Annotated in this window: 18 protein-coding genes and 2 other RNA genes; 11 read left to right on the forward strand and 9 right to left on the reverse strand. The window is 65.6% G+C overall.

Annotation, left to right across the window (positions count from 1 at the left end; all coding sequences use genetic code 11):
* Positions 1-55: 55 nt before the first annotated feature.
* Together VZ068_RS20650 and VZ068_RS20655 are read right to left on the reverse strand one after the other, a co-directional pair.
* Positions 56-131: non-coding RNA, sX9 sRNA (locus VZ068_RS20650), on the reverse strand.
* A 61-nt stretch (positions 132-192) separates the two neighbouring features.
* Positions 193-1,200, reverse strand: a complete 1,008-nt coding sequence (locus VZ068_RS20655) for a glycerophosphodiester phosphodiesterase family protein (RefSeq protein WP_349657771.1) — start codon at positions 1,198-1,200, stop codon at positions 193-195.
* A gap of 639 nt (positions 1,201-1,839) precedes the next feature.
* Between VZ068_RS20655 and VZ068_RS20660 the strand changes: the two genes are divergently transcribed.
* Positions 1,840-1,913: non-coding RNA, sX9 sRNA (locus tag VZ068_RS20660), on the forward strand.
* Positions 1,914-1,977: 64 nt separating this feature from the next.
* Here VZ068_RS20660 and VZ068_RS20665 read toward each other — a convergent pair.
* The 3 genes from VZ068_RS20665 to VZ068_RS20675 form a co-directional block, all read right to left on the reverse strand.
* A complete protein-coding gene (locus VZ068_RS20665) occupies positions 1,978-3,705 on the reverse strand; it encodes a cation acetate symporter (protein ID WP_349656357.1) in 1,728 nt (575 codons plus the stop codon).
* Complete coding sequence (locus VZ068_RS20670) at positions 3,702-4,019, reverse strand: DUF485 domain-containing protein (protein ID WP_101364961.1); 318 nt, start codon at positions 4,017-4,019, stop codon at positions 3,702-3,704. The genes VZ068_RS20665 and VZ068_RS20670 overlap by 4 nt, the downstream gene beginning before the upstream one ends.
* Positions 4,020-4,089: 70 nt before the next feature.
* Positions 4,090-5,481, reverse strand: a complete 1,392-nt coding sequence (locus VZ068_RS20675; RefSeq protein WP_259157768.1) for a porin — start codon at positions 5,479-5,481, stop codon at positions 4,090-4,092.
* A 295-nt stretch (positions 5,482-5,776) separates the two neighbouring features.
* On the opposite strand from VZ068_RS20675, the gene acs reads away from it, so the two are divergent.
* Positions 5,777-7,720, forward strand: a complete 1,944-nt coding sequence (gene acs, locus VZ068_RS20680; RefSeq protein ID WP_259157775.1) for an acetate--CoA ligase — start codon at positions 5,777-5,779, stop codon at positions 7,718-7,720.
* 267 nt (positions 7,721-7,987) lie between these two features.
* Positions 7,988-8,656 carry a response regulator transcription factor gene (locus VZ068_RS20685; protein ID WP_184421286.1) on the forward strand — a complete coding sequence of 223 codons (669 nt, stop codon included), beginning with the start codon at positions 7,988-7,990 and terminating at the stop codon, positions 8,654-8,656.
* An 89-nt stretch (positions 8,657-8,745) separates the two neighbouring features.
* Here the strand turns inward: VZ068_RS20685 and VZ068_RS20690 are convergent, their stop codons facing one another.
* Positions 8,746-9,243 (reverse strand): hypothetical protein, encoded by a 498-nt coding sequence (locus VZ068_RS20690; RefSeq protein WP_349656358.1) that lies wholly within the window; start codon positions 9,241-9,243, stop codon positions 8,746-8,748.
* A gap of 395 nt (positions 9,244-9,638) precedes the next feature.
* Here VZ068_RS20690 and VZ068_RS20695 point away from each other — a divergent pair, with 395 nt between their 5' ends.
* Together VZ068_RS20695 and VZ068_RS20700 are read left to right on the forward strand one after the other, a co-directional pair.
* The gene (locus tag VZ068_RS20695; RefSeq protein WP_259158447.1) at positions 9,639-10,202 is read left to right on the forward strand and encodes a TlpA disulfide reductase family protein; all 564 of its coding nucleotides are present in this window, start codon (positions 9,639-9,641) and stop codon (positions 10,200-10,202) included.
* A gap of 4 nt (positions 10,203-10,206) precedes the next feature.
* On the forward strand, positions 10,207-10,410 hold the full coding sequence (locus tag VZ068_RS20700; RefSeq protein ID WP_012439607.1) for a hypothetical protein: 204 nt from the start codon (positions 10,207-10,209) through the stop codon (positions 10,408-10,410).
* Positions 10,411-10,679: 269 nt separating this feature from the next.
* On the opposite strand, the gene VZ068_RS20705 is transcribed toward VZ068_RS20700, so the two are convergent.
* On the reverse strand, positions 10,680-12,302 hold the full coding sequence (locus VZ068_RS20705) for a family 43 glycosylhydrolase (protein WP_349656359.1): 1,623 nt from the start codon (positions 12,300-12,302) through the stop codon (positions 10,680-10,682).
* 619 nt (positions 12,303-12,921) lie between these two features.
* Between VZ068_RS20705 and VZ068_RS20710 the strand changes: the two genes are divergently transcribed.
* From VZ068_RS20710 to VZ068_RS20730, 5 genes are all read left to right on the forward strand, one after another.
* Positions 12,922-13,932 (forward strand): aldo/keto reductase, encoded by a 1,011-nt coding sequence (locus VZ068_RS20710; protein ID WP_349656360.1) that lies wholly within the window; start codon positions 12,922-12,924, stop codon positions 13,930-13,932.
* A complete protein-coding gene (locus VZ068_RS20715) occupies positions 13,929-14,801 on the forward strand; it encodes an amidohydrolase family protein (protein ID WP_259157821.1) in 873 nt (290 codons plus the stop codon). Before VZ068_RS20710 ends, VZ068_RS20715 begins: the two co-directional genes overlap by 4 nt.
* Positions 14,798-15,568 (forward strand): SDR family oxidoreductase, encoded by a 771-nt coding sequence (locus VZ068_RS20720; RefSeq protein ID WP_349656361.1) that lies wholly within the window; start codon positions 14,798-14,800, stop codon positions 15,566-15,568. The genes VZ068_RS20715 and VZ068_RS20720 overlap by 4 nt, the downstream gene beginning before the upstream one ends.
* 225 nt (positions 15,569-15,793) lie before the next feature.
* The gene (locus tag VZ068_RS20725) at positions 15,794-16,651 is read left to right on the forward strand and encodes a fumarylacetoacetate hydrolase family protein (protein WP_349656362.1); all 858 of its coding nucleotides are present in this window, start codon (positions 15,794-15,796) and stop codon (positions 16,649-16,651) included.
* 472 nt (positions 16,652-17,123) lie between these two features.
* Positions 17,124-18,446, forward strand: a complete 1,323-nt coding sequence (locus VZ068_RS20730; RefSeq protein WP_349656363.1) for an L-fuconate dehydratase — start codon at positions 17,124-17,126, stop codon at positions 18,444-18,446.
* Positions 18,447-19,507: 1,061 nt separating this feature from the next.
* On the opposite strand, the gene VZ068_RS20735 is transcribed toward VZ068_RS20730, so the two are convergent.
* Both VZ068_RS20735 and fucP read right to left on the reverse strand, forming a co-directional pair.
* Complete coding sequence (locus tag VZ068_RS20735; RefSeq protein ID WP_349656364.1) at positions 19,508-19,867, reverse strand: L-fucose mutarotase; 360 nt, start codon at positions 19,865-19,867, stop codon at positions 19,508-19,510.
* 2 nt (positions 19,868-19,869) lie between these two features.
* Positions 19,870-21,171 carry an L-fucose:H+ symporter permease gene (gene fucP, locus VZ068_RS20740; RefSeq protein WP_259157856.1) on the reverse strand — a complete coding sequence of 434 codons (1,302 nt, stop codon included), beginning with the start codon at positions 21,169-21,171 and terminating at the stop codon, positions 19,870-19,872.
* Positions 21,172-21,350: 179 nt separating this feature from the next.
* On the opposite strand from fucP, the gene VZ068_RS20745 reads away from it, so the two are divergent.
* Complete coding sequence (locus VZ068_RS20745) at positions 21,351-22,100, forward strand: helix-turn-helix domain-containing protein (RefSeq protein ID WP_349656365.1); 750 nt, start codon at positions 21,351-21,353, stop codon at positions 22,098-22,100.
* The last annotated feature ends 8 nt before the right edge of the window (positions 22,101-22,108 follow it).

A 22,108-nucleotide genomic window follows, 5' to 3' on the forward strand; every position in this document is an offset into this window, starting at 1 on the left:
AGGTGCCGCCGCCGGGACTGCCGGCCCGCACGGGCCGGCAACAGCTGCTGAGAGCGGCTAACGAAACGTAGCGAGCAGCCGTCAGGTGGGCGTGGGCGACGCGGAGGAACCGGAGTGTACGAGTGGTACATGAGGATTCCGAGCACCGGCCGCGCCCGCCTGGCGGCTGCGCAGTAGTTTTGTCAGTTGCTCTTAGTCGTGCTTGCCGCGCGCACGCAGATAGGCGATGGCCGCTTTCGGGTCGTCGCTGGTGATCAGGCCAAAGGCCTCGTCGCGCACGATGAAATCCAGATTGCCGCGATTGTCGGCCGTGTCGCGGCCACCGCCGTAGGAGAAATACAGATCCGACAGCGCGTAGCAGCAGGCGCCGCTGTTTTGATAGAACTTGCCGGCAGACGGGCCGTCCGGAATCGCCTGGAACACGCCCACGCGATACCCACGCTCGCGAATGAAATCGGCATCGCTCTGCAGCAGGCCGCCGAGTTGCTTGACGTTGATCTCCATCGTCTGATGACCCTCATTCATCCATGCCGAGATGGTCTGGCGCACATTGATCTTGCCGAGCATGTTGGTGGTGAACACCGGAATGCCGACCATGCCACTGCCGTCGGCACGGTAGGCATCCCGGCTGGTGTACAGCGTTGCATTGACCTTGGCGGCGACATAGCTGCCCGATGCCACACCGAACTGGCTCTCGGCGGCCTTGCGCACTGCACGTACCGTGGCTGCGTCCTTGATGTCGAACACCATCGGCGTACGCAGGTTGTGTTGCTTGTAGTAGGCGAACAGTTCATCCACACGCGGTACGTGATAGCCGGTGGTGGTACGCCGATCAGGCGTCAGCAGGAACAACTGGCTGACCTGCGACCACGGGGTGACCAGGACCGACGGGTTAACGCCCTGATTGGTGATCGGGTCGTACTTCACGCCGGGATGTTGCTGCCACACGGTGGTGGTGCGGCCCAGGTTGTAGTCGTGCAGCAGGACCGGTACGCCATCGCTGGTGAGCTTGACGTCCAGCTCCACACCGTCCATGCATTGGTCGTTGGCAATCTGCAGCGAGCCGCGCGAGTTTTCCGGCATGTCGGCGATGCCGGCGTATTTGCCCCACAAGCCACGGTGCGCCAGCACAACGGTGTTGGAGGAGTTGAACAGGATGCGTTGCATCTTGATGTCGGAGCTGTCGTTGCAGGCGGCCAGCGCCAGCTGCGGTAGTGCGGCCAGCAGGGCCAATGCGCCGAACAGGCGGCAGGCGCGGGCCAGCGGATGTGGAGCGAGGAGGGTAGGCATGGTCTCTGTGTCCCGGTTCGTAGGTGCAGGAAGGGCAAGGGATGGACGAGAGCCGAGGGGTCGACGCAATCGGCGAACTCGCTTGCAGCGCACTCGCCGGCCGGTCGATACCGGGGGAGAGGCCAAGCCGGGCGTGATCAGCGTTCGGCTTCCGGGCCAATTTAGTCACTCTCGATGACTTAATTTCTTCGCTGATGTTGCCGTTCTTGGCAGTTGCGCAGGCGTAGCGTGAAAAACGAAGCAGGCGCCGGGAATCGTGTTGTTGGCGCGCAAGTGCGCGGCGCTGGCGCTCCTGCGCGCGCAGCGCGTCGGACACCTGCACACCAAACTCTGATGTCGCCTTGCGCCAGGGTCCTTCCGACGCTGGATCACGGCCGGTATCCGCGCTGCGCGCACGGTCGACCGGTAAAGGTCCCGGCCCTCGTGTTGGCGGATGAGCGTAGATACGTGGCAGCACAGGCACAGACGCTGCCCGCTCTGAGCCTTGGAGCGAGGCACAAAACTACCGCGCTCACTGCCGGGAGGACGCGGCCGGTGCTAGGTGCGAGCATGTACCACTCCTACACTGCGGTTGCCGCGCCGTTACCACCCACCTGAGCACTGCTCGCTACGTTTTGTAAGCCGCTTGCCCAAAACGCGGAACGCCGGCACTAGGCCGGCGTTCCGCGACTGCTCGGTGACTGCACGTCAGTGACCCGACGCACCGCTGGCACCCAGGCCGGTTTCGGCGCGGATCTGCTGGGCCTTGAACGCTGCGCGTTCGTTGGCCGCCTGCGGGCTGTGATCCAGGATCGAGAACAGCCAGATGCCCACAAAGCCAATGGTCATCGAGAACAGCGCCGGCGAGGTGTACGGGAACGGCGCCGACCCGGCCGCGTTACCCAGCGTGTCCACCCAGACCGACGGCGACAGGATGGTGAGCACCAGCGAGGAGACCAGCCCCAGGAAGCCGCCGGTCACCGCACCGCGAGTGGTGCAGTTCTTCCACAACAACGACAGGATCAGCACCGGGAAGTTGGCCGAGGCCGCAATGGCGAAGGCCAGCGAGACCATGAAGGCCACGTTCTGCTTCTCGAACACGATGCCCAGCAGCACGGCGATCACGCCCAGCACCAGGGTGGTGGCGCGCGAGACCTTCAGCTCCGAACCCGGCGCCGGATTGCCCTTCTTGATCACCGTGGCGTACAGGTCGTGCGACACCGCCGAGGCGCCGGACAGGGTCAGGCCCGCGACCACTGCCAGGATGGTGGCGAAGGCCACCGCCGAGATGAAGCCCATGAACACGTTGCCGCCGACCGCATTGCCGACCAGCACCGCCGCCATGTTGGCCGCGCCCTTGCCGCCGTGGATGGTACCGGTGGCGACGTCCGCAAACTGCGGGTTGGTCAACACCAGTGCGATCGCACCGAAGCCGATGATGAAGATCAGGATGTAGAAGTAGCCGATCCAGGTGGTGGCCCACAGCACCGACTTGCGCGCCTGCTTGGCATCGGGAACGGTGAAGAAGCGCATCAGAATGTGCGGCAGGCCGGCGGTGCCGAACATCAGCGCCATGCCGAAGGAGATCGCCGAGATCGGGTCCTTCACAAAGCCGCCCGGGCCCATGATCGACAGGCCGGCCTTGGCCGCGTCCTCCTGCGATGCACCGCCGTTGGCCGCAATCGCCGTCTTCACCCGCACGCCCTCGGCAAACAGCGCCTCGAAGCTGAAGTTGAAGTGCCACATGATCGCCACCGCCATGAAGGTCACGCCGGTCAGCAGCAGCACCGCCTTGATGATCTGCACCCAGGTGGTGGCGGTCATGCCGCCGAACAGCACGTAGATCATCATCAGCACGCCGACCAGGGTCACCGCGACCCAGTAGTCCAGGCCGAACAGCAGCTTGATCAACGCACCGGCACCGACCATCTGTGCGATCAGATAGAACAGCACCACCACCAATGTGCCGGAAGCGGCGAAGCTGCGGATGGCGGTCGGCGCGAAGCGGTAGCCGGCCACGTCGGCAAAGGTGTACTTGCCGAGGTTGCGCAGCCGTTCGGCCATCAGGAAGGTCAGGATCGGCCAACCGACCAGAAAGCCGATCGCATAGATCAGGCCGTCGTAGCCGTTGGCCATCACCGCCGCGGTGATGCCCAGGAACGAGGCCGCCGACATGAAGTCGCCAGCGATCGCCAGGCCGTTCTGGAAACCGGTGATACCGCCACCGGCGGTGTAGAAGTCAGCGGCCGACTTGGTCTTGGCCGCCGCCCACTTGGTGATCCACAAGGTGCCCAGCACGAAGAAGCCGAACATGCCGATCGCCACCCAGTTGGTGGGCTGCTTGTCGACCTGGCCCATGTCGCCGCCAGCGGCCAGTGCGAGGCCTGCCGGCAGCAGGCCGGCCAGAATCAGGAGAAGGCGCGAAGTCTTGCTCATTTGCGGGCTTCCTCGAGGATCTGCGCGGTCAGCTGGTCGTAGGCGCTGTTGGCACGACGCACGTAGATGGCGGTGATGACGATGGTGAACACCATCACCCCGATCGCGATCGGAATGCCGATCGAGGTCACCCCGGCGCCGATCGGTTTGGCGAGGAATTCCTTGTCGAAGGCGATCAGGCCGATGTAGCCGTAATAGGCGAGCAACATCAGCACGGTCAGCGTCCAGCCCAGCGTATTGCGTTGGCGTTTGAGCGCGTGGTACTTCGGATTGGCATCGATCTTGGCGATCAATGCGTCATTCGAGACGGTCATGGTCTGTCTCCTGGAGTGCGGGCGGCACGGCCCGCCCACTTGCGTGGCGGGCCGCCGGCGGGGGTGAAGCTTAGAAGCTGTACTTGGTGGTGAATTGCAGGCGCGAGATGTCGCCGGAATCGCCGTTCTCCGCTTCGCGACGGCCGTACATCAGCTCGGCACCCACATCGACCTTGGGCAGCGGCGAATAAAAGACGTTGGCGCGGATGCTCTGCTGCGACTTGCTCGCCAGCCCGCCGGTATTGGCGATGTCGTGGTCGTAATTCACGCGCGAATACATGATGGTGCTGCGCAGCTTGGCGTTGTAGTCGTGGCGCCAGGCCACCCAGCCGGCGATCGTGCTGACGGTCTGGATGTTGCCGTCGATGTCGATCTCCACGTCCGAGCCGTTGCCCAGGCCCAGATAACGGCCAAGACCTTCGCCGTAGCTGAGCTGATAGCGCAGATCGTTGTTGGCGTTGATGATCCAGCGGCCGCCGCCGGCGATGGCGCCGCCGAAGTCGGTGTCGTTGGTCAGCGCGCTGCGGGTACGGTACTGACGTGCGATCGCCGACAGACCGAAGGTGCCCCAGGTGCCCTTCCAGTTGTAGCGCGCAGTCAGATCCGGCATCGCGCCGTGGTCCGAGGCCAGGATGGTGTTGCCGCCCTGGTAGGGCGTGGTCAGCGTTTCGGGATTTTCTGCCGACACGCTGAAGGCACCGCGGGTGTAGCGGATCTGGGTCTGACGGCTGAACAGCGCGCCGTCGGTCGGCCCGACGATGTCGGCGGCCTCCGGCAGGATCGTGGAATCGATGAAGTTGGACCAGGTCTGGCCGGCCAGCCAGTTGTTCCAGCTCATGTAGGCATGCCGCAAGGTGCCGCCGTACAGATTGTTGACCTGGTTGGCGAGCGCGTTGCCGAAGAAATCCAGTTCGATGAAGCCGGTGAGCTTGTCGCCGTTTTCGGTCACCGTGTCCACGCCCAGGTTGAAGCGCGAGAACTTGGCGTGGAAGTCGGTGTCGGTGCTCGACGCCTGCCCCCCGACAGGCGTCTGCGTCGGAATGTACAGGTAACGCCCCACCGCACCTTCAGGCAATGCGCCGTCGCTGGTGCGGGTGGTCATGAAGTCGGCCTTGATGAAACCACCGTAACGGAACGTTGTCCCCGCCGCTGCGTTCGGTGTGATGCTGGTGACCTGGATCGGCCGCTTGCCGGCCGGGACCACAGGTGCGGGCGCGGCGGCTGGCGTTTGCGCCTGCAAGGTGCGCACCTCGGTGACCTGGGTCTGCGTCTGGGCGATCTGGCCCTGCTGTTGTTGCTGCGCAGAGACCAGCAATTGAACCTGACGCTCGAGCTCGGCAATGCGCGCTTCCAGCGCCTTTTCCTTGGCCGTCTGCGCAAACGCCACGCCCGGCAGCATGATGGCCACGAACAAGGCTGCGGCCAGCGGTTTGCGCACCAACGGTGCAATACGGTGTGTCATGGAACCCTCTCCCCAATGAAGGCCTCGCGCTTGATGGCGATGCTGTGCGGAGCGTGAGGCAGTCCGCGGTTTGCAGCCTATTCGCCTTTGGTCGTAGCTGCAACGCAGCATTCCACAAGGTGACCGATGGCCGCACCAGGACCCGCAATGGATGTGCGCCAGCGCACGCCACTGGTTACGACCATGGTCTAAGGCGCCGTTGACCGCCGGGACAGAATGGATACGGCACACTGATTGCCTACCGAGGGCAGCCGCAACGCCCTCTCCCGACAAGTTCATCGCAAGTGAGGGTGCCATGGCTGATGTTTATCCCGTCGATCCCGCGTTCGCCAAGGGCGCACGCGTCGATGGCGAGCAGTACGCAACGCTGTACCGCGAATCGATCGAGCATCCCGAGCAGTTCTGGGGCAAGGCCGCGCAGCGGCTGGACTGGTTCAAGCAACCCACCCAGGTCAAGGACGTCAGCTTCGCGCTGGACGACTTCCATATCCGCTGGTTCGGCGACGGCGAACTCAATGCCAGCGTCAACTGCCTGGACCGCCAGCTCGCCACGCGCGGCGACAAGACCGCACTGCTGTTCGAACCCGACAGCCCGGACGCGGCGTCTTACCCTGTCACCTACCGCGAGTTGTACGAGCGCGTGTGCAAGCTCGGCAACGCACTGCGCAATCTCGGCGTCAAGAAGGGCGACCGCGTCACCATCTACCTGCCGATGATCGTCGACGCCGCTGTGGCCATGCTGGCCTGTGCGCGCATCGGCGCGGTGCACTCGGTGGTATTCGGCGGGTTTGCCGCCAACTCGATCGCCGACCGCGTGATCGACTGCCAGAGCAAGTTGATCATCACCGCCGACGAAGGCCTGCGCGGCGGCAAGAAGATTCCGCTCAAGGCCAACGTGGATGCGGCGTTGAAGATTCCCGGCACCAACACGGTGGAAACCGTGCTGGTGGTGCGCCACACCGGTGGCGCGGTGGAGATGCAGGCACCGCGCGATCGCTGGTTCCATGACGTGGTCGACGGCCAGCCGGCCGAGTGCGAGCCCGAGCGCATGAACGCGGAAGATCCGTTGTTCATCCTCTACACCTCCGGTTCCACCGGCAAGCCCAAGGGCGTGCTGCACACCACGGCCGGCTATCTGCTGTTCGCCAGCTACACGCACGAAGTGGTGTTCGACCTGCGCGAGGACGACATCTATTGGTGCACCGCCGACGTGGGCTGGGTCACCGGCCACAGCTACATCGTCTACGGCCCGCTCGCCAATGGCGCCACCGCCGTGATGTTCGAAGGCGTACCCAACTACCCGACCGTCTCGCGCTTCTGGGAGGTGATCGACAAGCACCAGGTCACCTTGTTCTACACCGCGCCCACCGCGATCCGCGCACTGATGCGCGATGGCGAAGCGCCGGTCAAGAAGACCTCGCGCAAGAGCCTGCGCCTGCTCGGCAGCGTCGGCGAGCCGATCAATCCGGAAGCCTGGCGCTGGTATTACGAGGTGGTCGGCGACAGCCGTTGCCCGATCGTTGATACCTGGTGGCAGACCGAAACCGGCGGCATCCTGATTTCGCCGCTGGCCGGCGCGGTCGATCTCAAGCCGGGCTCGGCAACGCTGCCGTTCTTCGGCGTGCAGCCGGCGCTGGTCGATGCCGAAGGCAAGATCCTGGAAGGCGCCACCGAAGGCAACCTGGTGCTGCTGGATTCGTGGCCGGGGCAGATGCGCAGCGTCTACGGCGACCATCAGCGCTTCATCGACACCTATTTCCGCACCTATCCGGGCAGCTACTTCACCGGCGACGGTTGCCGCCGCGATGCCGATGGCTATTACTGGATCACCGGCCGCGTGGACGACGTGATCAACGTGTCCGGCCACCGCATCGGCACCGCCGAGGTGGAAAGCGCGCTGGTCTCGCACCCCAAGGTCGCCGAAGCGGCGGTGGTCGGCTTCCCGCACGACGTCAAGGGCCAGGGCATCTATGCCTACGTCACCTTGATCGCCGGCGAAACCCCAAGTGAGGAACTGCACAAGGAACTGGTGAGCTGGGTGCGCAAGGAGATCGGCCCGATCGCATCCCCGGATCACCTGCAGTGGGCACCCGGCCTGCCGAAGACGCGCTCGGGCAAGATCATGCGCCGCATCCTGCGCAAGATCGCCGAGAACGCCCCCGACCAGCTCGGCGACACCTCGACCCTGGCCGATCCATCGGTGGTGGATTCGCTGGTGAGCGAGCGGTTGACGCGCTGACGCGCGTCGGGGAATGGGGAATCGGGAACGGGGAATCGTTGACGCGGTTCCCTGAGCAGTGGGACGAGTCGGCGGGACTGGGGATTCGTGGAAACGGTCCCCAGGCCATTCCTCCCCATCTCGATGTTGATCTTTCCAATCCGTCGCACCAACTTCGCCACCCCGCTGTTGCCGTCTTGTTGTTGCTGTTGCTTGCCTTTCTGCCCTTTGCTGTTGCCTTTGCAATTCCCGATTCCCCACTCCCGATTCCCGATTCCCGGCCCCTCAATGACCACCCTGCTGATCGCCGACGACCATCCCCTGTTCCGTGAGGCCTTGCGCGGGGCGGTGCAGCGGGTCATGCCGGGCGTAAAATTGTTCGAAGCCGACAACGTGGATGCGTTGTACACGCTGGCCGACGCGCAACCGGACGCGGACCTGCTGTTGATGGATCTCAACATGCCGGGTGCGCAGGGCTTCAGTGCGTTGGTGCATATGCGCTCGCTGCATCCGCAGTTGCCGGTGGTGGTGGTGTCCGCACGCGAAGAGCCCACGGTGATGCGACGTGCGATCGACCATGGCGCGTTCGGCTTCATTCCCAAATCCGCAGACTCGGACACCATCGGTCGCGCCTTGGCCACGGTGCTGGATGGCGAGCGCTGGATCCCGGCCGAAGCGCAGAACCTGCCGCCCACCGATAGCGAAGAGCGCGAGGTCGGCCAGCGCCTGCGCGATCTGACCCCGCAACAGTTCCGGGTACTGCAGATGCTCGGCGCAGGCCGGCTCAACAAGCAGATCGCCTACGACCTGGGCGTGTCCGAGGCCACCATCAAGGCGCACGTCACCGCGATCCTGCGCAAGCTCGGCGTCACCAACCGCACCCAGGCGGTGCTGATGGCCGGCAAGCTCGCCATCGATGCCGACGGCATCGTGCTGCCGCCGCCCGAAGAAGACTGAACGCGACGCAGCAAATGGCTGCGCGCACCGTCAGCGCAGACCGATCACCGCAGCGAGACGTCACGTGAGCTCATTTCCGCACATGGCAATCAGCGCAACGGCTGGCCGGTGCAGACCTTCGACGCGCTTTGCGGGGAGGGCGCATGCCACACCTCGTTTCCGTTTTCGTCATCGCCTTCATAGATCGCATAGCGCCCATCGTCCTGGCGATGCATGGTCGGGCTGAAGGTGAGGAAATCGGTGCGGCCGTCGGGGCCAATGAAATGCATGTCGCCTCCACACACGATATTGGAATTGATTTCCGGTCCCAGCGCAGCGCAGGTGATCTGCGAGGTCTCCGCGCGCACCACGCGACGCACGCGCGGCCGGACCAGCCCACGGTCGGCGGCGTCGCAGAAATAATCGGCAAGCACCGTGCGCATCTCCCGCTGCGACGGCATCCAGGACGGACAGCTGCTGTACGCATCGGCCATGCAGGTTGGAACAACGCCGGCAGGCGCGTTGCGATCGGGCACAGCGGCGAGGCTGTCTTGCAGTGGCAGCAACAGGCAGGCGGCGACCGCCAGCAGGGGAAGATAGTAAGGCATCGAAAGGTGCGGCCTGGCGTGTGCGGGGCACGACTGTACGCCATGGGCAATCGACACCGTGCATGTCCACGCTGCGGCATGGCATGCGTGTGGCATGTCGTGGGCCTGCCGCGCATGGTCCAGTAGCGATCACGTCGGTGATGGATGCGTCGCGCACCGGCGCGGCGCGGTGGCATCGCTCCGCATGCCACCGCGCAGTTGCGCAATCGCACCGTGCCGGCGGCCGCGGCACTGGCAAGCCCAAGCGCAGGGGCGTGACCGCCTCCACAGCCGCGTACCGCGCGACATCGCAGTTGTCGATATCACCATTGACCATCAGCTGATGCCCGGGCAAGTCTCGGACTCCCAGGACGCTTTGCGGAGATGGCATGGCACGACGTGTTCCCTGGCTCTGGATCGGCTTGCTGCTGGCGTGTGCACTGATTGCAGCACTGGCATGGCAGAACAAACAGCTGCGTGCGCAACAGCAGTTCCTGCAGACCCGCGTCAGCACGCCGTATGACGGCATGTACGTGCCTCGCATCGACGTGACCGATGCAGATGGGAAGCGCCACATGCTGGGCGCACCGCAGGGGCGGGCACAGGTGCTGTTCTTTTTCACCACTACCTGTCCGTATTGCCAGCGCTCGGCGCCCACCGTGCTGCGTGCAGCGCGGCAGTTACAGGCCAATTTGCCGGGCCGGCCGCAGTTGCTCGGCGTGTGCCAGTGCGATGCCGCGCAGGCAGCGCGCTACGCGCATGTGCATGGCTTCGATTTTCCGGTGGTCACGCTGACCGACCGCCGCGCGCTGATGCTGTTTCGGGCGCGCAATGTGCCATTGGTGATGGCCGTCGATGGGGAGGGGCGCGTGCGCCATTCCCATGTCGGCCTGTTCGATACCACGGAGCGGGTGCAGGACCTGGTCGCCGCGTTGCGCCGCACGGATGCGCCAGCGGCATTGGCAACGGTGAAGGAGTGAGTGCATGAACAAGCGTTGGTTATCTGTACGCAATGCGTTGGTGGCAGCGGCGTTCCTGGCCAGTACCGGCTTCGGCGCATTTCAGGTCATGGCAGGCAGCAACACCCAGCCGACGACCGAGGCCTGCAGCGCATGGCAATGCGCGGCCGAGTGTCCGGAATTCGGCGGTCAATTGGGGCAAGGCAACGTGTGCTATTGCTGCGGCTAAGCCGTCAGGCGGGGCCGCGTGGCCCCGCTTCTTGCAGGTGCGCAATGCAAGGCGCAATGCGTGCAAGGCAGCAACCGCCTGGTTGGTATCGTGCTGGACGGCGCGCGCGACATGCGCTGTTTTTAGCGCGTTTTCGCAATGTATGGCTCTTCGCAGGCGCTGATTGCCGACACCGCAGCGCGGCCTTGGCAATCGCGCCGTCCTTCGCTCATGCCCTCCGTATCATGGCGCATGCGTCGGCCACGTACCCGACGCGACCAGCAGCCGCATCAGCCCAGCGCGCGGTACCGGAAATCGCGCAGCACCACCTCGCCTTGCTGCGCGGCATACACGCCCAGCTGCAGGCTCAAGAAACCGCCGAACACGTTGTGATGGAATCCGGACACTTCCATGCGCGTGGGGTGGCGTATCCATTGCCGGCCGTCGTCGAACGAATATTCAAAGCTCACGACGTGGCGATCGTTGGTCAGCCGCACGCGGATGCGGCGGTGCGTATTGGGCGCACGTGCCCACGCCAGTTCTTCGGAATACTCGTAGGTCTTCATGGTGTCGGCGGTGAAGCCGATGCCGACGAAGGCCTTGTGGTTGTAGAACAGCACGATGCCGCCTTCGGCATCGCCGACCAACTCCAGCGTGACCTCGGCCGCGTAGGCGCGATCGGGCACGCCGCAGGTCAGCGGCGCGCTGTCGATGGGCGATGTGCCCGCGCAGGTCAGCGTCAACGCCTTGTTGGCCCGCCGCACGCGCGCCTGCTCGCCCGGCTTGGGCGCGTGCAGGCTCCACTGGGTGCCGAATCGGTCGGTGGAAAAATCATCGGACAACGCGACGCCGGTGGCGATGGACGTACCGCCGGCGGCAGCGCGTGCCGGCGTGCGCAACGGCGTGGACAGGTCGCCGCCGGTGGCGCGAAACCAGCCGTCGGCGGTCCACTCGATCGGCTCCAGCAGGGTCTGACGCCCCAGGGTACGGAAGCCGTTTTCGTAGCCGTGATAGACCAGCCACCAATCGCCACGTGGGCCTTGCACCAGCGTGGCATGGCCGCGCGACCACCACGGCTCCTGCTCGGACAGCGTGCGCACCAGCGGATTGCGCGGACAGTGTTCCCACGGCCCGTGCACCGAGCGCGAGCGCGCAGCGATGACCATGTGCCCGGTCACCGGGCCGGCGGTGCCGCCGACGGCGGTCACCAGATACAGCCAACCGTCGTGCCAGGTGAGCTTGGGGCCTTCGGGCGCGAAGTTCTCCACCACCCAGTCGTCGGGATAACGCCACGGCGCGTAGGCCGGTTCGATTTGCCCATCGGTGGCCAGGCCATCGTCGCGCAGGCGGATCTTGCGGATGCCGTTGACAAACAGATAGCGCTTGCCGTCCTCGCCCACCACGTGGCCGGGATCGATGCAGCCGGCGATGTTCAGATCGATCGGCGCGCTCCATGGCCCGCGGATGTCATCGGCCCAGATCACGAAGATCGACCAACCCTTGTCGTCGGGATTGGCCGGGATATAGATGAAGTAACGGCCGTCATGCTTGCACAGATCCAGCGCCCAGATCGTGCCCAGTTCCTGGCGCAGTGCAGGGCCGATCGGCGTCCAGTTGATCAGGTCGGTGGAGTGCCACAGCACGATGCCCGGGTAGGAAAAGAACGACGAAAACGTCATGTAGTAGTCGTCGCCATCCTTGAGGATGGTGGGGTCCGGGTGATCGCCGGCCACGATGGGATTGAGGTAGGTGCCGTTGCCCAGGTCTGCCTTGCGCTGGCCTTCGATGCCGCGCGCCCACTGCGGCGGATGCGCGCAGCCCATGGCTGGCGCCTGCGCGGCAGCCGGCAGCGGCGCGACCAATGCGCCTGCGGCCAGCACCTTGAACAACTCCCGCCGTGTCGTGTCTGGCATGCATCAGCTTCGTCGGATCAGGGCTGCCATCTAGCCTGACGCGCCGCTACGAGGCAACCGCGCAAGCAGCGTTATAGGAACTGGTGATGCGGCATTCGGATTTCGAAATAGCAACACGTTCTTGGCGTTGCAGCGGGAGGACCAGCATCGCTGCGGTGCGTGTCTTCGCTGCGCAAGCGGGCCCGCCCGCGATCAGGGTCGCGCGGGTTGGCGTGGGCAGCGGCACTGCAGCGCCTGCGAATGCGCGCGCCCGGATGGGTGCTCCCTGGTCCACGACCCTGCCGGTCTGCATCCTGGATGACGCGCTGTTGCCAGCGCATCGTCGGTACCGGGAATGCAACACGCGATATCCGGCCGACCAGCTGGGTCCGATCTTGCGATCAGCCAACCACCACACCGCGGCAGGCCAGGCCTGCAAGAACTGCCACACCGGTCGCCCAATCCCGCCCTCGATCCAGCCTCACTCCGCCATGCTGCACTGCAGCGTGATCTGTTCATTGATGATTGCGATATTCATATGCGAACAGCCGGGCACCTGCCGGCTGGTGGACGTCGCAATGCAAAGCTGCTGCCTTTCAGATTCAGCCCCCGCCTGCGCCAGCCCCGCCGGGCGTCGCGCGTGAGCGCGCCGGCACTGCAACGCCTGGGCCGCACCGAGGTGCAGCTGTCGGCGCTGGGATTTGGCGCTGCGCCGATCGGGAATCTGTACAGGGAGGTCGCCGAGGCAGACGCGCTGGCTGCGGTGGCAGGCGCGTTCGAGGCCGGCATCCGCCACTTCGACACCGCGCCCTACTACGGTTACGGGCTCAGCGAAGCGCGCCTGGGCCGTGGCCTGGCCGGCGTGCCGCGCGCTGCCTACACGCTGTCGACCAAGGTCGGCCGTTGCGTCTACGACGACGCGCAGGCGGTGGCGGGGCGCGACGGTTTTGCGGTGGCCGGCCGCCGCGCCGAATTCGACTACAGCGCCGACGGCGTGCGGCGTGCGTTCGCGTCCAGCCTGGAGCGCCTGGGCACCGACTACATCGACGTGCTGCTGCTGCACGACATCGGTGCCCTGACCCACGGCGACAACCACGCCCATGTGCTGCAGCAGGCCTTGGAGGAGGCCTTGCCGGCCATGGCGGAGTTGAAGGCATCCGGTGCGTGCGGGGCGATCGGGCTGGGCGTCAACGAGCAGGACGTGGCATTGGAGGTGTTGCCGCGCTTCCCGATCGACTGCGTGATGCTGGCAGGGCGCTACACGCTGCTGGAACAGCATGGCGCGCGTGCGCTGCTCGACCAGGCGCAGCAACACGGCGTGTCGATCCTGTCGGCCGGCCCCTACAGTTCCGGACTGCTCAGCGATGCGCGCGGCCCCGGCGCCACCTATAACTACGCCCCTGTGGACACCACCACCTTGCAGCATGCGCAGCGTCTGTATGCGGCCTGCGCGGCGTTCGACGTGGACATCGGCGCGGCCGCATTGCAGTTTCCGCTGGCGCATCCGGCGGTGACCACCGTGGTGGCCGGCATGCGCACCGTCGCCGAGGTGCAATCGGCCGCCACGCGGTTGCAGGCATCGATCCCGCCTGCGCTATGGCAGCGCCTGCGCAACGGCGGCCTGCTCGATGCGGACCTGCCCACGCCATGAGCCGCGTCGATGCACACCTGCATTTCTGGCACCTGGCCCGTGGCGATTACGACTGGCTGACGCCGGAGCTTGCGCCGCTGTATCGCAACTTCGCGCCGCACGATGTGGACGACGCACTGGATGCAGCCGGTATCGACAGCGTGGTGGTGGTGCAGGCCGCCGCAACCGAAGCCGAAACCTGTTATCTGTTCGAGCTGGCGCACGACGCGCCGCGCATTGCCGGCGTGGTCGGCTGGGTGGACTTTGCCGCACCCGATGCCGCTGCGCGTATCGGCGCCCTGGTCCGCGCAGGCGGCGGTGCGCTCAAGGGGCTGCGCCCGATGGTGCAGGACATCGCCGATGCGCAGTGGTTGGCAGGCCCCGCCTTGGACGCCGCCTTCGACGCGATGCTGGCACATGATCTTGCCTTCGATGCGCTGATCCGCGCCGTGCATGTACCGGCACTGCAGGCGCGTTTGAAGCGCCATCCGCAGTTGCGCGTGGTCGTCGACCACGGCGGCAAGCCGCAGATTGCGGCAGGCGAATTCGTTGCCTGGGCCGCGGGCATGGCCGCGTTGGCGCAGCACCCCAACGTACACTGCAAACTGTCCGGGCTGCTCACCGAGGCCGCGCGCGGCGCCGGCATCGATGCACTGGAGCCGTATGTCGCGCACCTGTTTGCGCGCTTCGGTGCGCAGCGCCTGCTCTGGGGCAGCGACTGGCCGGTGCTGACCCTGCGTGCCGATTACGCGCAGTGGTTTGATCTCGCACAGCAGCTGGTCACTCGTCATGCCGCCGAACACGCCGCTGCGGTGTTCGGCGACAACGCACGCATGTTCTATCGTCTGCCACGGCCGGCGGCCCCCACCCACGGAACCCTATCGGTATGACAGTCTCCATTCCCACCCCGCCCAATACCCGCCTGCAGGGCAAGCGTTGCCTGATCACCGCCGCAGGCGCCGGCATCGGCCGCGAAAGCGCGCTGGCCTGCGCACGCGCCGGCGCGCAGGTGATCGCCACCGACATCGATGCCGCTGCCCTGCAGGCGCTGGCATCCGAATCGCAGGCGATCACCACCCAATTGCTCGACGTTACCGATGCCGCCGCCATTACCGCACTGGTCGCCGAACACGGCCCGTTCGATGTGCTGTTCAACTGCGCCGGCTACGTGCATCAGGGCAGCATTCTCGACTGCGACGAGCCGGCCTGGCGCCGCTCGTTCGCGATCAACGTCGATGCGATGTACTACACCTGCAAGGCGGTGCTGCCGGGCATGCTCGAACGTGGTGCCGGCAGCATCATCAACATGTCCTCGGTGGCCTCCAGCATCAAGGGTGTGCCGAACCGCTTCGTCTATGGCGTGACCAAGGCGGCGGTGATCGGCCTGAGCAAGGCCATCGCCGCCGATTACGTGGCCCAGGGCGTGCGTTGCAACGCGATCTGCCCGGGCACCATCAAGACGCCGTCGCTGGGCCAGCGCGTGCAGGCCCTGGGCGGCGACGAACAGGCGGTGTGGAAGAGCTTCACCGACCGCCAGCCGATGGGCCGCCTGGGCGATCCGCGCGAGATCGCGCAGCTGGTGGTGTACCTGGCCTCGGACGAATCCTCCTTCACCACCGGCCAGACCCACATCATCGACGGGGGCTGGTCCAACTGAACGCGGCCGACGACACCGCCGTGCAACGGCCAGACCCATGGTCGCTGGCGATGGTTTCGCAGCCGTGCTGAAGACTGCTGACAAGACGCCGCATCGCATGCCTGAGGCGGCCTGCCAGCACGCATCACCGACATTCCTGTTCCGAGCGCGTCGTCCAGCCCCTGCCGATACACCGTGCAACAGGTGGCTGCTCGCTCCGATTCCTCCCCTGCAAAGGAAGACTGCATGAAACTCGTACGTATTGGCGCCGAAGGCCACGAACGTCCCGGCGTGATCGACACCGCAGGCCAGATCCGCGACCTGAGCGGCGTGATCGACGATGTCGCCGGTGAGCACCTCACCAACGCCGGCCTCGAAAAGCTGCGCGCAGTGGACCTGTCCACCCTGCCGCTGATCGAGGGCAAGCCGCGCTATGGCGCCGCGGTGGGCCGCATCGGCAAGTTCATCTGCGTGGGCTTGAACTATGCCGACCACGCCGCCGAATCGGGCATGGACGTGCCGAAGATGCCGATTCTCTTCATGAAGGCCACCACCGCCGTGTGCGGCCCCAACGACACCGTCATCATCCCGCGCGGCTCGGTCAAGAGCGACTGGGAAGTGGAACTGGGCGTGGTGATCGGCGATATCGCACGCGACGTGTCGGTGGACGAGGCGCTGAACCACGTGGCCGGCTATGCGGTGATCAACGACCTGTCCGAACGCGAGTTCCAGCTTGAGCACGGTGGCCAGTGGGTCAAGGGCAAGAGCGCTGACACCTTCGGCCCGATCGGCCCGTGGCTGGTCACCCGCGATGAAGTGCCGGACCCGCAGAACCTGTCGATGTGGCTGGAGGTCAACGGCCATCGTTACCAGAACGGCAGCACCCGCACGATGGTGTTCGGCGTGGCCGAACTGGTCAGCCACATCAGCCGCTACATGACGCTGATGCCGGGCGATGTGATCAGCACCGGCACCCCGCCGGGTGTGGGCCTGGGCCAGAAGCCGCCGGTGTATTTGAAGCCGGGCGATCTGATGGAACTGGAGATCGAAGGACTGGGTCGCCAGCGTCAGCCGGTGGTGGCGCATCCGCGCGATGCGGCCTGAGGCTCCTTTCCCTTTCCAGGATTTCGGTACCGTTGCGTCCCAAGTGGCGCTCAACGCACGTGGCAATGCATCCACACGACGCAGCCTGAAGCCGCTCTCCCCTCGGGAGAGGGGTTAAGGGGACGTAGCGACGTCTCCGAACAATTCGTCGCGCTGTCGCGCGTTGTTGTTGGACGTGACGTGTCGGCGCTTGTGTTGATGCGTCATGCGTATCTTTTGCTGGGGTGTGGCGGCACGTTGAACGACTACGCGCCGGAGCGCGTTGATATCGATGCGTCGTTGATCGTTTGGTGATTTGCTGATCTGTGTTGCAAACGGATGTGTCACTGCAGCGCTTCAACACTGCCGGCGCTACGCGTTCGTTCCCTCACCCCAACCCCTCTCCCGGTGGGAGAGGGGCGCAAGCGCAGCTCTGCGCTCACGCTTTTTTGGCCCGTTTTTCCATTTCCCGCTTCCATCGCCCAGGACCTTCATGAGCACCATCGTCGCCCTCGATACCCACGACGTCCGCTTCCCCACCTCGCGCGAGCTCGATGGGTCGGACGCGATGAATCCCGACCCCGATTACTCGGCCGCCTACGTCGTGCTGCGCACCGATGCGCCGGATGACCTGGCCGGCTATGGCCTGGTGTTCACCATCGGCCGCGGCAACGATGTGCAGACCGCTGCGGTGGCCGCTCTGGCCGAGCATGTGGTCGGCCTGTCGGTCGAGGAGGTCATCGCCGACCTGGGCGGCTTCGCGCGCCGGCTCACCAACGACTCGCAGCTGCGCTGGCTGGGCCCGGAAAAGGGCGTGATGCACATGGCGATCGGCGCGGTGATCAACGCCGCCTGGGATCTGGCCGCACGCACGGCGAAAAAACCGCTGTGGCGCTTTATCGCCGAACTCACGCCCGAGCAGCTGGTCGATACCATCGACTTCCGCTACCTCACCGACGCGCTCACCCGCGATGAAGCGCTGGCCATGCTGCGCGCCGCGCAGCCGCAGCGCGCACAGCGCACCGCGCAGTTGATCGAGCAAGGCTATCCGGCCTACACCACGTCGCCCGGCTGGCTCGGTTACTCCGACGAGAAGCTGGTGCGGCTGGCAAAGGAAGCCGTCGCCGATGGCTTCCGCACCATCAAGCTCAAGGTCGGCGCCAACGTGCAGGACGACGTCCGCCGCTGCCGCCTGGCGCGCGAGGCGATCGGCCCGGACATCGCGATGGCGGTGGACGCCAACCAGCGCTGGGACGTGGGCCCGGCGATCGACTGGATGCGCCAGCTGGCCGAATTCGACATCGCCTGGATCGAGGAACCCACCAGCCCGGACGATGTGCTCGGTCACGCCGCGATCCGCCAGGGCATCACGCCGGTGCCGGTCTCCACCGGCGAACACACCCAGAACCGGGTGGTGTTCAAGCAGTTGCTGCAGGCCGGTGCGGTCGACCTGATCCAGATCGATGCCGCGCGCGTCGGCGGGGTCAATGAAAACCTCGCCATCCTGCTGCTGGCCGCCAAGTTCAATGTCCGCGTGTTCCCGCACGCCGGCGGCGTCGGCCTGTGCGAACTGGTGCAGCACCTGGCGATGGCCGACTTCGTGGCCATCACCGGCCAGATGGAAGACCGCGCGATCGAATTCGTCGACCATCTGCATCAGCACTTCCTGAACCCGGTGCGCATCCGGCACGGCCGCTATCTGGCCCCGGAGGCGGCGGGTTTCTCGGCTGAAATGCATGCGTCGTCGATCGCGGAGTTCAGCTATCCGGACGGACGTTTCTGGGTCGAAGATCTGGCCGGCAACGCCAAGGGCTGACCACGCAGCCCTCATCCGCCCTACGGGCACCTTCTCCCGCCTGCGGGAGAAGGAAACGGTTGTCTGGCCGGGACTACGATCCGGACGGAACGGCTCAGCCATCCAGGTGAACGTTGCTGGGTCGACGGCCTGGCCGGCAACGGCAAGGACTGAGCACTCAGCCCCTCATCCGCCCTACGGGCACCTTCTCCCGCCTGCGGGAGAAGGAAGCGGTTGTCTGGCCGGGACTACGATCCGGACGGAACGGCTCGGCCATCCAGGTGAACGTTTCTGGGTCAGGTCTAGCCGGCAACGGCAAGGACTGAGCACTCAGCCTCTCATCCGCCATGCCGGCGCCTTCTCCCGCCTGCGGGAGAAGGAAGCGGTTGTCTGGCCGGGACTACGATCCGGACGGAACGGCTCAGCCATCCAAGTGAACGTTGCTGGGTCGAAGGTCTGGCCGGCAACGGCAAGGACTGAGCACTCAGCCCCTCATCCGCCCTACGGGCACCTTCTCCCGCCTGCGGGAGAAGGAAGCGGTTGTTTGGCCGGGACTACGATCCGGACGGAACGGCTCAGCCATCCAGGTGAACGTTGCTGGGTCGACGGTCTGGCCGGCAACGGCAAGGACTGGGCACTCAGCCCCTCATCCGCCCTACGGGCACCTTCTCCCGCCTGCGGGAGAAGGGAACGGGTGTCTGGCCGGGACTACGATCCGGACGGAACGGCTCAGCCATCCAGGTGAACGTTGCTGGGTCGACGGTCTGGCCGGCAACGGCAAGGACTGAGCACTCAGCCTCTCATCCGCCATGCGGGCGCCTTCTCCCGCGCGCGGGAGAAGGGTGTGATTGGCGTTGGCTCAGGTGAGTTATGCGCTTGCGCACCATGTACCCACCGTCGGGCGTCCGCAGCGTGCTGCCGTTTGCCAGGCCGAAGATGCAGACACAGACGCGCCCACCCGATATCGCCAGGCCGGCCGGACCGCAGCCCCGCCGAACGAATGCCCCCCTTCTCCCGGCCGAACGAATGCTCCCTTCTCCCGCAAGCGGGAGAAGGTGCCCGAAGGGCGGATGAGGGCACCGCTAGCGCTGCGCGTCGATCGCCGCACTCAACGCAAAGATCCGTCCGGCCTCGCGCCACTTCTCCCCAGCCGCGCTGCCCGGCAGCGGTTTCTGGAACCGCCACATCAAGTCTTCCCAGGCCTGGATCCGAGGATCGGCCGCATCGCGCGTGGCCTTGGCCGCCGGATCGTAGTCATCGCCCACCTCCATCAGCATCACCAGCCGATCGCCGCTGCGAAAGATCTCCAGTTCCTGGATGCCGGCCTGCTGTAGCGAGGCCACCACTTCCGGCCAGACCTCGGTGGGCCGATGCCAGCGCTCGTACTCGGCGATCAACGTCGCATCGTCGTGCAGATCCAGTACATAGCAAAGACGCGGCATGCTCAGGCTCCGGCAAGTGCAGGCATGACGCGACGTGCGCGCAACGCAAACAGCAGGATCACCGCAAAGCACCCGCCCGGCACCACCATCGCCCAGTGGATGCCAGCCATGTCCGACACCGCGCCCATGACTGCGGTGAGCAGTGCACCGCCGATGATGGACATCACCAGCAGGGAGGAGCCCAGTTTGCGCGCATCGTCGTGCATGCCATCCAGGCCCAGCGCAAAGATGGTCGGGAACATCACCGACATGAACACACTGGCAGCCACCAGCGCGTACAGCCCGGCCCAGCCCGGCAACGCGATGGCAACCGCGCACAGCACCAGGTTGATCGCGGCAAAACTCGCCAGCAGCTTGGCCGGCGCCAGATAGCGCAGCAACGCAGTGCCGATAAAGCGGCCAGCCATGAACAACACCAGCGAAATGGTCAGATACGTGGCAGCGGTTTTTTCCGGCGTGCCCGGCACCGCGTCCTGCAGGTAGCGGATCAGATAACTCCAGATGCCGACCTGCGCGCCCACGTAGAAAAACTGCGCCACCACCGAAAACATGAAGCGCCGATTGCGCAGCAGTTCGCCGAAGCGTGCGCGTTTGGGCGCCACGCCGCTGTCGCTCTCCGGCGCGCCGGTGGGAAAGCGCACCAGCGCGATCAGGATCGCCCACAGCACCACCACCGCGCCGATGATCAGATACGGCATCTGCACGGCGGAGGATTCGGCGGCAAAGAATGCCTCGCGCGCGGCCGGCGCCATCGCGGCCAGTTCGGCCGGCGTGTGCTCCACCCCGGAGAAGATGAAATGCTGGCCGACCAGCACGCCGGTGATCGAACCCAGGGGATTGAACGCCTGCGCAAGATTCAGCCGGCGCGCCGCGCCGTCGGCCGGGCCGAGTACCGTGACCAGTGGATTGGCGGTGGTTTCCAGAAACGCCAGGCCGCTGGCGATCACGAACAGGGCCAGCAGGAACAACCAGTACGTATGCACCTGCGCAGCCGGGTAGAACAGGAACGCCCCGCACGCATACAGCAGCAACCCGAGCACCACCGCGGCCTTGTAGCTGTAGCGGCGCATGAACATCGCCGCCGGCATCGCGAACACGAAATAGCCCATGTAGAAGGCGCTCTGCACCAGCCCGGCCTGCAGGTCGCTCAGCTCGAACGCCTTCTTGAACTGTTTGATCAGGATGTCGTTGAGGTTGTTGGCCATGCCCCACAAAAAGAACAGGCTGACGATCAACAACAGGGGAACCATGGCGGTACGCGCCAGGTTGCCGCGCGGTGACGCGGCAATGTCACTGTGATGCATGCGACCGATCCCCTCCCAAGGCTGTGGCGCTTGCGTTGCAATCCCGCGAGCGTACTGCGCACGCCAACGCCATGCAAATATAAAATCTTTGTTTATATTTGCACGCGAGCACCCAACCTGACCCGTGCCGGCGATGCCTGTACCCTGGCGCGCCGCACCTTGCCTGGAACCGCAAACGGATGAGCCCCGAACCTGCCAAGTACCGCGCGCCGGCCCTGGACAAGGGGCTTGATATCCTCGAACTGCTCGCCCGCCAGGCGCAGCCGATGAGCATGGGCGCGATCTCGCAAGGCATCGGCCGCTCGCGCGGGGAGATCTTCCGCATGCTGCAGGTGCTGGAGGAGCGCGGCTATCTCACCCGCGACGGCGAAGGCGACTACGTGCTGACCAACCGGCTGTTCATGCTCGGCATGCAGCAGCCGCCCGTGCAGAGCATCAGCGAAGCGGCATTGCCGGTGATGCGGCGGCTGGCCGATGCGATCTATCAACCCTGCCACCTGGTGGCGCCGTCCGGCGACCAGATCGTGGTAATCGCGCAGATGGACGTGCCCAGCGACCTTGGCCTGGTGGTGCGCCCGGGCCATCGCCGCCCGCTGACCCATTCCAGTTCCGGGCTGGTGTTGTTCGCCTTCCAGCAGCCGGACGTGCAGGCGCGCTGGCTGGAGATGCTCGACGCCAGCGAGGTGCCGTTCGAGCGCGCGCAATTCCTGGCCGCCGCCGCGCAGGCGCGCCGCGATGGCTACGCCATGCAACCCAGCGAAGCGGTGGTAGGCGTGGTCGATCTGACCGCGCCGATCCTGCAAGGCGGCAGTGCCGCCTACACGCTCACGGTCCCCTTCATCGAACGGCGCCCCGCACTGGTGAGCCCGCAAGCGGCCTTGCAAGCACTGCGTGCGGCAACCGCCGAGATTTCCAGCGGGCTGCACTAGCAGCACGC

It is taken from the genome of Xanthomonas sp. 10-10 (assembly GCF_040182365.1).
GTDB classification, from domain to species: Bacteria; Pseudomonadota; Gammaproteobacteria; order Xanthomonadales; family Xanthomonadaceae; genus Xanthomonas; species Xanthomonas arboricola_F.

Bases quoted from the DNA above. Each gene is read 5' to 3' on its own strand.
- fucP (WP_259157856.1), bottom strand. From the start codon at position 21,171: ATGCATCACAGTGACATTGCCGCGTCACCGCGCGGCAACCTGGCGCGT.
- VZ068_RS20670 (WP_101364961.1), bottom strand. From the start codon at position 4,019: ATGACCGTCTCGAATGACGCATTGATCGCCAAGATCGATGCCAATCCG.
- VZ068_RS20720 (WP_349656361.1), top strand. From the start codon at position 14,798: ATGACAGTCTCCATTCCCACCCCGCCCAATACCCGCCTGCAGGGCAAG.
- VZ068_RS20715 (WP_259157821.1), top strand. From the start codon at position 13,929: ATGAGCCGCGTCGATGCACACCTGCATTTCTGGCACCTGGCCCGTGGC.
- VZ068_RS20725 (WP_349656362.1), top strand. From the start codon at position 15,794: ATGAAACTCGTACGTATTGGCGCCGAAGGCCACGAACGTCCCGGCGTG.
- VZ068_RS20665 (WP_349656357.1), bottom strand. From the start codon at position 3,705: ATGAGCAAGACTTCGCGCCTTCTCCTGATTCTGGCCGGCCTGCTGCCG.
- VZ068_RS20685 (WP_184421286.1), top strand. From the start codon at position 7,988: ATGACCACCCTGCTGATCGCCGACGACCATCCCCTGTTCCGTGAGGCC.
- acs (WP_259157775.1), top strand. From the start codon at position 5,777: ATGGCTGATGTTTATCCCGTCGATCCCGCGTTCGCCAAGGGCGCACGC.
- VZ068_RS20700 (WP_012439607.1), top strand. From the start codon at position 10,207: ATGAACAAGCGTTGGTTATCTGTACGCAATGCGTTGGTGGCAGCGGCG.
- VZ068_RS20675 (WP_259157768.1), bottom strand. From the start codon at position 5,481: ATGACACACCGTATTGCACCGTTGGTGCGCAAACCGCTGGCCGCAGCC.
- VZ068_RS20705 (WP_349656359.1), bottom strand. From the start codon at position 12,302: ATGCCAGACACGACACGGCGGGAGTTGTTCAAGGTGCTGGCCGCAGGC.
- VZ068_RS20730 (WP_349656363.1), top strand. From the start codon at position 17,124: ATGAGCACCATCGTCGCCCTCGATACCCACGACGTCCGCTTCCCCACC.
- VZ068_RS20690 (WP_349656358.1), bottom strand. From the start codon at position 9,243: ATGCCTTACTATCTTCCCCTGCTGGCGGTCGCCGCCTGCCTGTTGCTG.
- VZ068_RS20735 (WP_349656364.1), bottom strand. From the start codon at position 19,867: ATGCCGCGTCTTTGCTATGTACTGGATCTGCACGACGATGCGACGTTG.
- VZ068_RS20745 (WP_349656365.1), top strand. From the start codon at position 21,351: ATGAGCCCCGAACCTGCCAAGTACCGCGCGCCGGCCCTGGACAAGGGG.